The sequence below is a fragment of the Streptomyces venezuelae genome (assembly GCF_008642375.1).
GTDB lineage: Bacteria > Actinomycetota > Actinomycetes > Streptomycetales > Streptomycetaceae > Streptomyces > Streptomyces venezuelae_G.
In genome coordinates this window covers 328526-341672 of sequence record NZ_CP029194.1, presented here as the reverse complement: position 1 = coordinate 341672, position 13147 = coordinate 328526, and the positions used below count along the sequence as shown (strand labels likewise).

The window sequence follows — 13147 nt, the reverse complement described above, 5'->3', positions numbered from 1 at the left end:
TCCCCAGGCCCCGGCGCAGACGCGCGAGTAAAATCCGAAGCGCACACGAGCGCGCGCCCGGACGCCCCTGAGGCGGCGGAACGGAGGTCGTCGTGACCGGTTCCCCGATGCCCGAGGGGCCGTCGTACGGCGCTCTGGTGGACCCCGGATTCGCCGCCCTGATCGCCGAGAACCGGTGGCTGCGCGGCCGACTCGCCCACCGCCATCTGCTCGACCTCGCCGCCGGCGTGCTCGCCGCCCAGATGCGGCTGCCCACCGCCGACGCGGCCGAACACCTCACCGCCCTCGCACGGGCGACCGGCCTGTCGGTGGCGGACATCGCGGCGGACGTCGTCAACGCCGTCGCCGGGGACGACGGCCCTCCCGTCGCCGGCACGACCGACGGCGCCCCGCCCATCGGCCGGACCGTCGAGGACCGTCGGGCCCGCCGCACCGCCGCCGAGGCGGAGACGGCGTACACGGTCCACGAGGCGGCACGGACCCTGCTGCACGGCGGGCTCGCCCCGCTCGGCGCGGACAGCCTCTGGCTCTGGCAGCGGGCCGACCACGGCTGCCTGCTTCTCGCCGGCTGCGCGGGGGTCGGGGCGGCGGAGGCCGCGGCGTGGCAGTGGATTCCCCCCGCGGTCCCGGAACCGCTCCGCTCCGCCCTCGTGGCCGGCACGCCCGTCTGGCTGGAGGAGGGGCCGGCGGCCGGGCACCTGTTGCCGGGGTCGTCGCCGGACGGCGCGCGCGCTCTGCTGCCGCTGACCCGCCGCGGCAGGCCCGTCGGTCTCGCGCTGATCGGCTGGCCGCGTCCCCGAGCTCTCGATGCCACGGCCCGGCGGGCCCTCACCGGCCTCCTGGAGGTGGCGAGCACCGTCCTGGACACCGCCGACCCGGCCCTGCCCGCCGTACCCGTCCTCGTGGACGTCCTGGACTCCCTCGCCCATCCGGCGATGCTCCTCCACATGTCCGGTACGACCGAGGAGCCGACCGTGGAACACCTCAACGACGAGGCGGTCGCCGTGCTCGGGGGCCTGCCCCGTGACGGCCGCGGCTCCCTCGTCGGCCACTTCCCGCTGGTGCACGCGGATCTCGCCCGTATGGCGCGGCGCGCCGTCGCCGCCGGGCGCGTCCAGCGGGCCGCACGACTGCCCGCGCTCGCCCGGCCGGAGGAACCCGTGCCCCTGCTCGACGTGCGCGTGCTGCCGGCGGGCGAGGACCGCGCCATCGCTCTGTGGCACACCGTGGCCGATCCCGGTACCGCCGCGGCCCGGGCCACCGCACGGCTGCAGAGCGTCGCCACTTTCCAGGACAGCCTCACCGGCGGCGGGACGTTCTGGTCGGAGCAGGCGTACGGCGTGTTCGGCATGGCGCGGGACGAGCCGCCGGTGCCCTTGCTGGACCTGCGGGCCCGCGTGCACCGGGACGACTGCGACGCCCTCACCGCACTGCTGAGGACGCTCACCGAACGCCAGACGGGCGCGCAGGCCGTCCTGAGGATCGTGTTCCCCGGCGGGTCCGTGCGCCACGTGCGCGTGGCAGCCGAGCCGCTGATCGCGGGAGGGACGGTCACCGGGATCGCCGGCGTGTACCAGGACGTCTCGGACAGCCGCCGGACCGAGGCCGCACTGACGGCGACCTTCGACCACTTCACCGCGCTGCATCACCAGGCGGAGACCCGCCATCAGCTGGCGCTCCAGCTCCAGCGGGCGATCGTGCCCGAGGTCCCCGGGCTCATGGAGCTGCCCGGCGGCCTCGTGGTGGCCGTCCGGTACCGCCCGGCCACGGAGGAGTACCGGGTCGGCGGCGACTGGTACGACGTCCTCGCGCTGCCGACCGGCAAGATCCTGGTCGCCGTCGGCGACATCGCCGGGCACGGCATCGACTCCGTCACCGGCATGGTGGCCCTCCGCAACGCCCAACGGGCCCTCGCCTTCACCGGAGAATCGCCCCGGAGCCTGATGGGATGGCTCAACGAGGTGACCCTGCGGACCGGTGGCGGCACGACGGCGACGGCGGTCTGCGCGCTGTACGACCCCGAGGACCACGGTCTGCTCTGGTCGAGCGCCGGACACCTGCCGATGCTGCTGCTGCGCGAAGGCCGCGCGCGGCTGCTCGACCCGCCGAAGGACGTCCTCCTCGGCGCGGTCTCCTCGTTCTCCTACCGGGAGCAACGGATCGGGCTGCGCCCCGGGGACACGCTGCTGCTGTACACCGACGGCCTGGTCGAGCGCCGGCACGACGGACTGGACGAGGGCCTGACTCGGCTCGCCACCGAGGTGGAGCGGCTCGCGGACCGGTCGCCGGAGCGGCTCGTGGACGAACTGCTCACGACGGCCACCGGGGACACCGACGACGACACGAGCCTCGTCGCCGTGCGGGTGGGGTGAACGGCAGGGGGGAGGCGCCGTCAGCCAGCGATCCAGGATCGGATCTTGGCGATCAGCTCGTCCTTGTCGACCGGCTTGGACACGTAGTCGTCCGCGCCCGCCGCGAGGGTGTCGGCCCGGTCGTCCGGCATGGCCTTCGCGGTGACCGCGATGATGGGCAGCTTCTCGCGTCCCGGGATCTTCCGGGTGGCCTTGATGGCGGTGTAGCCGTCCATGCCGGCCATCATGACGTCCATCAGGACGAGCCGGATCTCGGTGTGCGCGGCGAGGGCGTCGAGGCCCGCCCGGCCGCTGTCGGCCGTGAGGACGCGCAGGCCGTGTCCTTCGAGCACCTCGGTGAGCGCGAAGACGTTGCGGGGGTCGTCGTCGACGACCAGGACCGTCTCGCCCTCCGTCCCCTCGGCGGCACCGCTCTCGTCAAGACGGTCGGGACCGAAGTCGACGTCACCCCCGCGGCCGGCGGGGGAGTCGGCGCCGTCGGCGGCTGCGGAGCCCGGTGTCACCCCGGGTGCCGGACCGGGCACGGGCAGGTAGAACGTGAAGACGCTGCCGTGGCCGGGCGTGCTCGCCGCCTCGATGGTGCCGCCGAGGAGACCGGCCACCTCCCGGCTGATGGACAGCCCCAGCCCCGTGCCGCCGTACCGGCGGGCAGAGGTGCCGTCGCCCTGCTGGAAGGCCTCGAAGATGAGCCCCAGCTGCTCCGCGGGGATGCCGACACCGGTGTCGGTCACCCGGAAGGCGAGCACGGGGCCGCCGTCGTGCAGCAGGGCGGGCGGCGTCTCCGCGGCGCTCACGCGCTCGACGGCGAGGGTCACCCGGCCCGTGTCGGTGAACTTCAGCGCGTTGGAGAGGAGATTGCGCAGGACCTGGCGGAGCCGCGCCTCGTCGCTGTTGAGCTCCTCGGGCACGTCGTCCCCGCGGGTGACGGTGAATTCCAACTGCCGTTCGTCGGCCACCGGCCCGAAGGTCGTCTCCAGGTATTCGAGGAGGACACGGAGGGGGAACGGCTCGTGCCGGATGTCCATCTTCCCGGCCTCGACCTTCGACAGGTCGAGGATGTCGTTGATCAGCCGAAGGAGGTCGGAACCGGCGGAGTGGATGACCTCGGCGTAGTCGATCTGCTTCTCCGTCAGGTTCCCCTGGGAATTCTGGGCGAGGAGCCGGGCCAGGATGAGCAGGCTGTTGAGCGGGGTCCGCAGTTCGTGGCTCATGTTGGCGAGGAACTCGGACTTGTACATGGAGTTGCGGGCCAGCTGCCGGGCCCGTTCCTCGAGCTCCTGCCGGGCCTGCTCGATGACGAGGTTCTTGGACTCGATGTCCCTGTTGCGCTGGGCGAGGAGTGCCGCCTTCTCCTGCAGTTCGGCGTTGGAACGCCGGAGTTCCTGCTGCTGCGTCTGCAACTCGGCCGACCGGGAGCGGAGTTCGTCGGCGAGCTTGCGGGACTGGCCCAGGAGTTCGTCGGTGCGCATGTTGGCGACCAGGGAGCCGAGGACGGCCCCGGTGCTGACCACGAAGCGGTCGAGGAGCTCCCGCCGGAGCGGGGTGAAGGGGTGGAGCGAGGCGAACTCGACGGCTCCGAGCACCTGTTCCTCGACCACGATCGGCAGCACGATCAGCGTGCTCGGTTCTCCGGACCCCACTCCGGACGCGACGGTGGCGTATCCGTCGGGCAGGTGCTCGACGAGGAGGGCGCGCCGGTCGCGTGCGGCCTGACCGACCAGCGACTGGCCGAGTAGGAAGCGCCGCGGCCGGGCACCTGGAGCATCGGGCGATCCGTAGGCGGCGGTCATGACGAGCTCGATGCCCTGCTCGCCGTGCGAGGCGAGGAAGAAGGCGCCGTACTGGGCGTCGACCAGCGGCGGCATCTCGGCCATGATCAGCTCGGCGATCCCGGGCAGGCTCCGGGTGCTCTGGAGGAGTCCGGTGATCCGGGCCAGGTTGGTCTGGAGCCAGTCCTGTTCCTCGTTGGCCCGGGTCGTGGCGCGCAGCGACTCGACCATGGCGTTGATGTTGTCGCGCAGGTATCCGACCTCACCGGGCGCGTCGGCCGTGATCGAGCGGGTCAGGTCCCCCTCGGCGACGGCGCTGGTGACCTCGGCGATGGCACGGACCTGGCGGGTCAGGTTCCCGGCGAGCTCGTTGACGTTCTCCGTGAGCCGCTTCCAGGTGCCGGAGACGCCCTCGACCTCCGCCTGGCCGCCGAGTTTGCCCTCCGTGCCCACCTCCCGCGCCACGCGGGTGACCTCGGCCGCGAAGGACGACAGCTGGTCGACCATGGTGTTGATGGTCGTCTTCAGTTCGAGGATCTCGCCCCGGGCCGAGACGTCGATCCGGCTGGTCAGGTCGCCCTGGGCGACGGCGGTGGTGACCTGGGCGATGTTCCGCACCTGGTTGGTGAGGTTGTCGGCCATGGAGTTGACGTTGTCGGTGAGGTCCTTCCACGTGCCGGAGACGCCGTGGACGGTCGCCTGGCCGCCGAGTTTGCCCTCCGTGCCCACCTCGCGGGCGACCCTCGTGACCTCCTCGGCGAAGGAGGAGAGCCGGTCGACCATGGTGTTGATGGTCTCCTTCAGCTCCAGGATCTCGCCGCGCGCGTCCACCCGGATCTTCCGGGTGAGGTCACCGCCGGCGACGGCCGTGGCGATCTGGGCGATGGACCGCACCTGCGAGGTGAGGTTGTCGGCCATCGTGTTGACCCCGGAGGTCAGCTCCCGCCACACTCCGCGCGCCCGGGGCTCATGGATCCGGCCACCGAGCAGCCCCTGCCCGCCGACCTCGCCGGCGACGCGCGTGACCTCGGAGGTGACGAGCGAGAGCTGCCCGACCATGTCGTTGTAGACGGCCGCGATCTCGGCGAGGATGCCGCCGCCGCCGTCGGGGAGCCGGGCGGAGAGATCGCCGTCGCGGACGGCCGTGAGCCCGGCGAGCAGCTGCCGGAGGCCGTCCTCGCCGAGCTCCGCGTGCGGGGGCACCCCGCCGGGTGGTACCGGTCTGCGCTCTGCCATGAAGGACCTCGAACAGGGCAAATGTGGTCCCGGCCCGGGTGCGGGACGCACCGCGGAGCTCCGACGCCACCCCTCCACTCTAGGCCGGGGACCGACCGGGGGCGCCGGGCGCGGGACATGCCCCGGGGCCCGGCATCCCGCCTCTCGAGGGCGGCACCGCCACCTCGAACCAGACCGCCTTGCCCCCACCCCGGCGGGCCCAGCCCCAGGCCGCCGAGAGCCGCTCCAGCAGGTACAGCCCGTGTCCGGAGGTGCTGTCCGCTCGGTGCGGCCCGTGGGACCTGGGCCGTACCGGACTTGTGTCGCTGACCTGCACCCGCAGCCTGCGGTCCGTGCGGTCGAGGCGGAGTTCGTAGGCGACGCCGCCATGGGCGAAGGCGTTGGTGACGACCTCCGAGACCAGCAGCAGGGCGTCCTCGGCGGCGACCTGCCCCGGCGCGCCCGCAGGGCCGAACCACTCGCTCAGAGCCCGCTGGGTGAGTTCGCGGCAGGTCCGCACCGTCCCGGGGCTCCGCGGTAGCTCGTAGCGGCGGGTGAGGACGGTCGCACGCCGTGCGTCCAGGCCGGTCATACAGTGCCGTTGCCCCGGCCGCTCACGTCCAACCGCTCGACAGGGGGTCCTCCGCGGAGCTTTCCGCCGTGGGTGCGTTCGGCCGGCCTTTCGCCGGCCCCTCGTCGAGGGCGGTGCCGGGATTCTCGTAGACCCGGAAGACCCTGCTCGCCCCCGTGATCTCGAAGATGCGCTCCACCGGGGGCCGCAGCCCCGCGAGGTCCACGCGCCCGCCCCGGGCCTGCATCAGCAGTCGTGCCTTCAGGAGGACGTTCAGGCCGGTCGAGTCGCAGAACCGCAGGCCGGAGCAGTCGACGACGACTTGTGAGGCCTCGCGGTGCCGCGCGAGCGCGATCCGCAGGGGACCGACCGTGTCGAGATCGAGCTCGCCGTTCAGCGTCAGGACGACGGTGCCGGGGCGTCCACCGGGCCGGGTCTCCAGGAGGAAACGGCGGCTTCCGGGTTCCGCGCGCTCATCCATCGACTCGCACCTTCCTCCCCCTCAGCCTGCCGCTGCCCCCTGAGCGGCCGCGTATGCGCGCCGGGGCGCGCATAGGTGACGGGCCGGGTGGTCGAAATAGGTGTAAGAAGAGCGAAAGGCGTGAATCGTCTGGAGACGGGTGGGCCGATGAGGGACGACAAGCCGGCGTCGGTGGCCGGCGGAGGCGATCCGCTGAGCGACCGGTTCACGGTGGAGGTCCGGCCGGTGCCGGGCGCTGACACCCGCATCCTGCTGCTCACCGGAGAGCTCGACCGCGACACGGTGGCCCCGTTGCGCCAGGCGGTGGAGGAGTGCATCGGGGTCGGGAGAGTCGTCGTCGACTGCTCGGCCCTGGACTTCTGTGACTCCTCCGGACTGAACGCGCTCCTGAGGGCCCGGTTGCGGACGACGGAGGCCGGCGGGCGGCTGGAGCTCGCCGGGCTGCGCCGGACGGTGGACCGGATGTTCGAGATCACCGGGGCCCGAGCGGTCTTCCGGGTGTACGGGACGCTGGGCGAGGCACTCGCCGAGAGCGGTGGTGAAGGCGGCGGGACGCATGGCCGAGAGCGTTGACGGTCACCGGAACCAGGTGAACCACGTGAACCAGGTGAATCAGGTGAATCAGGTCCGTCGGCTCGTGCTGCACGGGACCAGGGGCGTGGTGTCGCGCTGCCGGGACTTCACGGCCGAGGCGCTGGCCGACTGGGGCTGGATCCCGGCGGAGACGGAGGAGCAGGACGAGCGGGTGGAGGACGTCCTGCTGCTCGTGTCGGAGGTGGTCACCAACGCCTGCCTGCACGCGGGTGGTCCCCAGGAGCTCGTCCTGCGTCACGAGGCCGGGCGGCTGCGGGTCGAGGTGGCCGACGCGAGCCCCGTGCATCCCCGGCCGGGCGTCGCGCGGTCGCCCGCACTGCCCGGCGGGCACGGGCTCATGGTGCTGGACAGGCTGGCGGGCGCGTGGGGGAGCGAGGACAAGGCGGCGGGTGACGGAGTGGGCAAGGTGGTGTGGCTGGAGGTCAGCCGCCCGACCCCTCCGCCGTGGAGCCGTCGTCGAGCAGACCCGACCTGAGCTCGGCCAGGATGCGGGTGAGCAGGCGCGAGACGTGCATCTGGGAGAGGCCGACACACAGACCTATCTCCGTCTGGGTGAGCTCCTCGCCGAAACGGAGCTCCAGGATGCGCCGGTCGCGCGCGTCGAGGCGGGCGAGCAGGGGGCGCAGGGCCGTCAGGGACTCGATCAGCTCGTAGGGGGAGTCCGGCGACGCCAGTCGGCGGGCGCTCGTGCCAGGGCCGTCGTCCTCGTCGCCGGCCGGGGCGTCCAGCGAGCGGGCCGCGTAGCCGTGGGCCGCGAGCTGGCCCTCGGCGACGTCCTCCTCCGTGAGGTGCAGCTGTGCGGCCAGCTCGGCCCGGGTGGGGCGGCGGCCGAGGCGCTGCTCCAGGGTGTCGGCGGCCTTCGCCAGGTCGATGCGGAGCTCCTGGAGGCGGCGGGGGACCCGTACGGCCCAGCTGGTGTCCCTGAAGAAGCGCTTCATCTCTCCGACGATCGTGGGGAGGGCGAAGGCGGAGAAGTCGACGGCGCGGTCGGGGTCGAACCGGTTGATCGCCTTGATCAGGCCGATCGTGCCGACCTGGACGATGTCCTCCATCGGCTCCGCGCGGTTCCTGAACCGCCGGGAGGCGAACTTGACCAGGCTGAGATTGAGCTCGACCAGGGTGTTGCGCACGTACGCGTACTCGGGCGTGCCTTCGTCCAGCTCGCGCAGCCGCCGGAGGAGGTCCACCGAAAGGGTGCGTGCGTCCTTGGTGGAGGCGCCTGTGGGGTCGACCGGCTCGGGGAGCCCGCCCAGGGCCGCCCGGCGGAGCGACGCCCCTGACGCCGCCGCGGCGCACGTCGAGGCGGTGGAGCGGGCGGGAGGAGCGGTGTGACGGGCTCTGACGGTGGACATGCGGAGTCCTTCGACGGTGGCGGTGGGCCTGCCGCCGCGGGCCGGTGAGGGAGCGGCGGGGGGTCCGTCGATCGAGCATCTGAGATAAGGATGCCCACTATCAGGTGGTTTGACACGATCTTCCTGGGAAGCCGCAGAGTGCGCCACGGCCGACCGAAGGGAACCGGCCGCCGGTTGGAGAGGGAGACGTCATGTCACTCGACGGAAGGAACGTCCTCGTCCTCACGACGAACTACGGCACGGAACAGGACGAGTTGACCAGACCCATGGCCACGCTGCGTGAGGCAGGAGCCCACGTCACGGTCGCCGCCCAGAAAGAGGGCGGCATACGGACCCTCGTCGCCGACAGAGACCCTGGTGACCGTGTCCGGCCGGACACGACCCTGGCACGGGCGACCGCGGACGGGTTCGACGCGGTCGTCGTGCCCGGCGGCACCGTGAACGCCGACCGGCTCCGTACCGACGACGAGGCACGACGCCTCCTCCGCGCCTTCGCCGGCGCCGGCAAGATCGTCGCCGCGATCTGCCACGGCCCCTGGATCCTCGTGGACAGCGGACTCGCGGAGGGCCGCGAGCTGACCTCGTACCCCTCGATCCGCCCTGACCTCGAGAACGCGGGCGCCACGTGGCTGGACGAGGAAGTCGTCGTCGACACCGCCGGCGGCCACCCGCTCATCACCTCCCGCCGGCCCAAGGACATCGACGCCTTCGCCCGGGCGATCGTCGACGCCCTCGCCACGGCGCCGCACCGGGAATGACATCCATCGCCCTCAACGGCCGACGGCAGCGGCGGCCGCCGCGTGCGTCATGGTCCTGACCGTCCTGCTGTCCTGGCTGGCCCGGTCGGTCACCGGCAGGGACACTGGCAACGAGGAGAAGCTGCGCGACGACCGTCTGCGCGCGACGGTTCCGGGTGGACGCCTGACGGCCGGCCGCCGAGAGGAGCAGGTCATGCCCGCGACCGGAACCTCGTACTGGATGGACTCCGCCCCACCCCGCGGGGCCCGCCCGCCGCTGGAGGGCGACCTCTTTGCCGACGTGGTCGTCGTCGGAGCGGGCATCGTCGGGCTGTGCACCGCACGTGAGCTGAACCGGGCCGGGCGTGACGTGGTGGTGCTGGAGGCCGGCCGGATCGCGGCCGGGGTCACCGGGCACACCACCGGCAAACTGACCTCCCTGCACGGGCTGTGTTACGAACGCCTGCGCCGGCGCCACGGCGAGGGGGCGGCGACGCTCTACGCCGACGCCCAGGAGGACGCCCTGCGGCAGGTGACGCGGATCTGCGAGGAGCTGGGGATCGACGCGGACCTGGAGGCCCGCCCGGCGTACACGTACACCGTGGACGAAACGCGCGTGGAGGAGATCCGCGCCGAGGCGGCCGCCGCCTCCGCGGCCGGCCTGCGGGCCGCCACGGTGACCGAAACGGGACTGCCGTACCCCGTCGCGGCGGCAGTGGGCGTCGAGGGCCAGCTCCAGTTCCATCCGCGCCGCTTCCTCCTCGGCGTCGCGGACGACCTCGTCGCACACGGCGTCCGCCTCCACGAGAGCACCCGCGTCACGGACCTCCGGGAGGGAGCCGACTGCCGGCTCACCCTGGAGAGCGGAGGCACGGTCCACGCCAGTGACGTCGTCCTGGCCACCCAGTTCCCGCTCCGGTGCCACACCACCCTGCTCATGCGGCTCTCCCTGAGACGCGAGTTCGTCATCGCCGCCCCCGTCGAGGAGCGCCACGCGCCGTACGGCATGTACGTGACCTCCGACCACGGCACCCGCTCCGTGCGCACCGCCCCGCTGGACAGGGGACGACGTCTGCTGATCGTCGCGGGCGAGGCCTTCGAACCCGGCACCGAGGGCGCGGACGACCGGCTCGAACGCCTGGAGCGCTGGGCGAGCGCCCAGCTCCCCGGCTTCGCCGAAGCCCCCGCCGTCCACCGGTGGGCCGCCGAGGACGTCCACACGGCGGACGACCTGCCGTGCGTCGGTCACGAGCACCCCGACACCCAGCACGTCTACGTGGCCACCGGATTCGGCGGCTGGGGCCTGAGCAACGGGATCGCCGCGTCCCGCCTGCTCACCGCACACCTGACCGGCGCGCCGCGCCCGGCGTGGACGGAGCTCGTCGACCCCCGCCGACGGCTGCCCTTCCGGGAGGTGCCCGGAGTGGTCCGCCAGCAGGCCGCCGTGGCCGGTCACTACCTGTCCGGCAGGCAGACCGGCCGCCGCTGTACGCACATGGGCTGCGAGCTGGGCTTCAACGAGGCGGAGCAGACCTGGGAGTGCCCCTGCCACGGCTCGCGCTTCGCCGCGGACGGCAAGGTGCTCCAGGGCCCGGCCACGCGTCCGCTGGAGGACTGAGCACACGCAGGCAAGGCCTTCGCCCTCCCGCGCTGCGGGCGTACGCGTCAGGGGGCCGTCCTTGTCACCCCCGTCGCCGTCACCGCGTCGCCGGCCTCGGACCCCCGGACCGGCCCGTCGGGCCGCTGCCCGCTGCTTCGCCGCCGGGCGTCGCCCGTCGGCGCGGTCAGGACGGCGAGGCACGCGACGACGAGGGCGATGCCGGCCCAGCCGGCGCCGGGGAGGCGCTCGCCGACGACCACCACGGCCAGCACGGCGGCGACGGCCGGTTCCAGCAGGGACAGCGTGGTCGCGCTACTGGCGGGCACCCGTGCCAGCCCCCAGCCGAACAGGACGTAGCCGGCGAACATGGGGACCAGCGCCATGTAGACGCCGACAGCGGCATTGGGCCAGGAGCCGACGAGCGGCGCGCCCGTGACCAGCAGTACGGGCAGCAGGAGCAGCCCGCCGAGCCCGAAGACGGCACCCATCGCCGGACGGGAGGGGATCCCCCGGCTGATGAGGCGGTGCGCGGCCCAGGAGTACAGGGCGTACGTCGCGGCGGCGACCAGGCCGAGACCCACGCCGAGCAGCGTCTCCGCCGTGGACGGCCCCGAGCCCTCCGACCCGTGCGCGGCGGCTTCGGCGACGCACAGCAGAACCGTCCCGAGGAGGCCGAGCGCCGCCGCGACCGTCCAGCGGCGGGTGAGCCGGCGGCGGTCCACGACCCGCTCGATCAGCGCCGAGGCCAGCGGGGCGGTGCCGATCGACACCACGGTGCCGACGGCGACTCCGGCCAGGTGCATGGAGCTGTAGAAGGCCAGGGGATAGACCGCCACGGAGGCCGCGCCGATCAGCACGGTCCCGCGCTGACCGCGCAGGCGGAGCGCGTGACGGCGGATCTGCCGAGCGGCGACGAGGGCCTGCAGGAGGCCGCCGAGCCCCATGGCGACCGCGCCCACGGCGAGCGGGCCCACGCCGGGGGCGAACGTCGCGGCCGTGCCCGTCGTACCCCACAGGACCGAGGCCGCGAGAACACACAGCGCGCCCGTCCCCACGGCCCGGTCCGGCCCGGCGAGGCGCGTCACAGCCGGTCCAGCAGCGCCGCCGCCAGCGCGCGGGCGTGCCGGAGCCGGTCCCCGTCGCCTTCCAGACCGGCACGGGCCACCGCACCCTCCAGGAGGAACGCGAGGTGCTCGGCCGTCGTGCGCGCCTCGGCGGGACGCCCGGGCAGCAGCTCCTCCAGGTGGCCGGCGATCAAGCGCTCGACCTCCTCCTTGTGGGCGCGCACCACGCCCCGGCCGGGGTCCCCGGCCGGCAGCTCGGCGGCGGCGTTGAGCAGGCCGCACCCGCGGAAACCGTGCTCGTAGGCGAAGGCCGCGTGATCGGCGTACGCGTCGAACACCGCGAGCACGCCGTCCCGAGGCCCCTCGGTCCGCTCCAGACGCGCCCGGTAGAGGTGCAGCCACTCCTCGTGCCGGGCGTCCAGATAGGCCAGGACGAGGTCGGACTTGGAGGCGAAGTTGTTGTAGAGGCTCATCTTCGCGACGCCCGCGTCGGCGGTGATCGTGTCGATGCCGGTCGCCGCCACCCCGTCGGCGTAGAAGCGGCGGGCAGCCGCCTCCAGCAGCCGCTTCCTGGCCGGACGCGGCCTTCCGCTCGCGCTCATGACACTCCAAACTAGGTAGGTAGGTCTACCTAGACTAGTTGACCGCGGGGACGGCCGCCGAAATTCCCGTGCTGTGCGGTCGGCGGAGAGGCAGACTCGCGCCATGCGGGAGATGGAAGAGTTCCGGACGGCGGTCGGCGACTGGGCGAGCGGCGGCCCGGACGCGCCGGCGGGGGAGCGGGCGCGCGAGCTGGCGGCCCGACTGGGGGTGCGGACGGTGGTGCTGCTCGAAGGACTGAGCGACCTCGCCGCCGTCGACGCCCTGGCCGCGCGCCGTGGCCGCGACCTCGCCTCCGAGGGCGTGTGCGTGGTGTCCATGGGCGGGGCGATGAACATCGGCCGATACGCGGCGCTGCTCGGCCCTCCCGGACTCGACCTGCGCCTGACGGGACTGTGCGACGAGCGCGAACAGCCCTTCTACGACCGGGGTCTGACGCGAGCGCGGGTGTCGGAGCGGGACGTGTTCGTGTGCGCGGCGGACCTGGAGGACGAGCTCATCCGCGCGCTGGGCACGGAGCGGGTCGAGGAGATCGTCGAGACCGAGGGCGACCTCCGCCCCTGGCAGACCTTCCTGCACCAGCCGGCGCAGCAGGGCCGTTCCCGGCACCAGCAGTTGCGCCGCTTCCTCGGCACGAAGAAGGGCCGCAAGATCCGCTACGGCACCCTCCTCGTCGAGGCCCTCGACGACGGGCAGGTGCCGGCCCCGCTCCAGGAGCTCCTGGCGAACGTCTGAGCGCGAGCGGCGGTTCGGCGGTTCGGTGGTTCGACTGTTCGGTTAATCGGTTGATCG

At 73.2% G+C, this 13147-nt stretch carries 12 protein-coding genes; 6 read left to right on the top strand and 6 right to left on the bottom strand.

All coding sequences use genetic code 11. From position 1 onward, the window contains the following. Positions 1 to 92 precede the first annotated feature (92 nt). Complete coding sequence (locus DEJ46_RS01595) at positions 93 to 2372, top strand: SpoIIE family protein phosphatase (protein WP_150263746.1); 2280 nt, start codon at positions 93 to 95, stop codon at positions 2370 to 2372. 20 nt (positions 2373 to 2392) lie between these two features. Here the strand turns inward: DEJ46_RS01595 and DEJ46_RS01590 are convergent, their stop codons facing one another. The 3 genes from DEJ46_RS01590 to DEJ46_RS01580 form a co-directional block, all read right to left on the bottom strand. Continuing rightward, complete coding sequence (locus DEJ46_RS01590) at positions 2393 to 5377, bottom strand: HAMP domain-containing protein (protein WP_150263744.1); 2985 nt, start codon at positions 5375 to 5377, stop codon at positions 2393 to 2395. Between the two features lie 79 nt (positions 5378 to 5456). Further along, on the bottom strand, positions 5457 to 5948 hold the full coding sequence (locus DEJ46_RS01585) for an ATP-binding protein (RefSeq protein ID WP_150263742.1): 492 nt from the start codon (positions 5946 to 5948) through the stop codon (positions 5457 to 5459). Positions 5949 to 5970: 22 nt separating this feature from the next. Then, positions 5971 to 6408, bottom strand: coding sequence for an STAS domain-containing protein (locus DEJ46_RS01580; RefSeq protein WP_150263740.1), 438 nt, complete (start codon positions 6406 to 6408; stop codon positions 5971 to 5973). A gap of 147 nt (positions 6409 to 6555) precedes the next feature. Here DEJ46_RS01580 and DEJ46_RS01575 point away from each other — a divergent pair, with 147 nt between their 5' ends. After that, complete coding sequence (locus DEJ46_RS01575) at positions 6556 to 6981, top strand: STAS domain-containing protein (RefSeq protein WP_150263738.1); 426 nt, start codon at positions 6556 to 6558, stop codon at positions 6979 to 6981. Continuing rightward, positions 6965 to 7477 carry an ATP-binding protein gene (locus DEJ46_RS01570; RefSeq protein ID WP_150263736.1) on the top strand — a complete coding sequence of 171 codons (513 nt, stop codon included), beginning with the start codon at positions 6965 to 6967 and terminating at the stop codon, positions 7475 to 7477. Before DEJ46_RS01575 ends, DEJ46_RS01570 begins: the two co-directional genes overlap by 17 nt. Here DEJ46_RS01570 and DEJ46_RS01565 read toward each other — a convergent pair. Then, positions 7425 to 8354 (bottom strand): SigB/SigF/SigG family RNA polymerase sigma factor, encoded by a 930-nt coding sequence (locus tag DEJ46_RS01565; RefSeq protein ID WP_150263734.1) that lies wholly within the window; start codon positions 8352 to 8354, stop codon positions 7425 to 7427. The two genes, DEJ46_RS01570 and DEJ46_RS01565, sit on opposite strands and share 53 nt — an antisense overlap. Positions 8355 to 8545: 191 nt before the next feature. Here DEJ46_RS01565 and DEJ46_RS01560 point away from each other — a divergent pair, with 191 nt between their 5' ends. Then, positions 8546 to 9112: a type 1 glutamine amidotransferase domain-containing protein gene (locus tag DEJ46_RS01560; RefSeq protein WP_150263732.1), complete on the top strand. Its 567-nt coding sequence runs from the start codon at positions 8546 to 8548 to the stop codon at positions 9110 to 9112. 193 nt (positions 9113 to 9305) lie between these two features. Next, on the top strand, positions 9306 to 10709 hold the full coding sequence (locus DEJ46_RS01555) for an FAD-dependent oxidoreductase (protein WP_150273995.1): 1404 nt from the start codon (positions 9306 to 9308) through the stop codon (positions 10707 to 10709). 47 nt (positions 10710 to 10756) lie between these two features. Here DEJ46_RS01555 and DEJ46_RS01550 read toward each other — a convergent pair whose 3' ends face one another. Together DEJ46_RS01550 and DEJ46_RS01545 are read right to left on the bottom strand one after the other, a co-directional pair. Further along, positions 10757 to 11776, bottom strand: a complete 1020-nt coding sequence (locus DEJ46_RS01550; RefSeq protein ID WP_190622381.1) for a DMT family transporter — start codon at positions 11774 to 11776, stop codon at positions 10757 to 10759. Beyond that, the gene (locus DEJ46_RS01545; RefSeq protein WP_150263730.1) at positions 11773 to 12357 is read right to left on the bottom strand and encodes a TetR/AcrR family transcriptional regulator; all 585 of its coding nucleotides are present in this window, start codon (positions 12355 to 12357) and stop codon (positions 11773 to 11775) included. The genes DEJ46_RS01550 and DEJ46_RS01545 overlap by 4 nt, the downstream gene beginning before the upstream one ends. 103 nt (positions 12358 to 12460) lie before the next feature. Between DEJ46_RS01545 and DEJ46_RS01540 the strand changes: the two genes are divergently transcribed. After that, positions 12461 to 13090, top strand: coding sequence for a TOPRIM nucleotidyl transferase/hydrolase domain-containing protein (locus DEJ46_RS01540; protein ID WP_150263728.1), 630 nt, complete (start codon positions 12461 to 12463; stop codon positions 13088 to 13090). Positions 13091 to 13147 lie beyond the last annotated feature (57 nt).

What these genes read in the sequence shown, in the direction of transcription:
- DEJ46_RS01590 (WP_150263744.1), bottom strand. Translation starts at nt 5,377, where the DNA reads ATGGCAGAGCGCAGACCGGTACCACCCGGCGGGGTGCCCCCGCACGCG.
- DEJ46_RS01585 (WP_150263742.1), bottom strand. Translation starts at nt 5,948, where the DNA reads ATGACCGGCCTGGACGCACGGCGTGCGACCGTCCTCACCCGCCGCTAC.
- DEJ46_RS01580 (WP_150263740.1), bottom strand. Translation starts at nt 6,408, where the DNA reads ATGGATGAGCGCGCGGAACCCGGAAGCCGCCGTTTCCTCCTGGAGACC.
- DEJ46_RS01575 (WP_150263738.1), top strand. Translation starts at nt 6,556, where the DNA reads ATGAGGGACGACAAGCCGGCGTCGGTGGCCGGCGGAGGCGATCCGCTG.
- DEJ46_RS01570 (WP_150263736.1), top strand. Translation starts at nt 6,965, where the DNA reads ATGGCCGAGAGCGTTGACGGTCACCGGAACCAGGTGAACCACGTGAAC.
- DEJ46_RS01565 (WP_150263734.1), bottom strand. Translation starts at nt 8,354, where the DNA reads ATGTCCACCGTCAGAGCCCGTCACACCGCTCCTCCCGCCCGCTCCACC.
- DEJ46_RS01560 (WP_150263732.1), top strand. Translation starts at nt 8,546, where the DNA reads ATGTCACTCGACGGAAGGAACGTCCTCGTCCTCACGACGAACTACGGC.
- DEJ46_RS01555 (WP_150273995.1), top strand. Translation starts at nt 9,306, where the DNA reads ATGCCCGCGACCGGAACCTCGTACTGGATGGACTCCGCCCCACCCCGC.
- DEJ46_RS01545 (WP_150263730.1), bottom strand. Translation starts at nt 12,357, where the DNA reads ATGAGCGCGAGCGGAAGGCCGCGTCCGGCCAGGAAGCGGCTGCTGGAG.
- DEJ46_RS01540 (WP_150263728.1), top strand. Translation starts at nt 12,461, where the DNA reads ATGCGGGAGATGGAAGAGTTCCGGACGGCGGTCGGCGACTGGGCGAGC.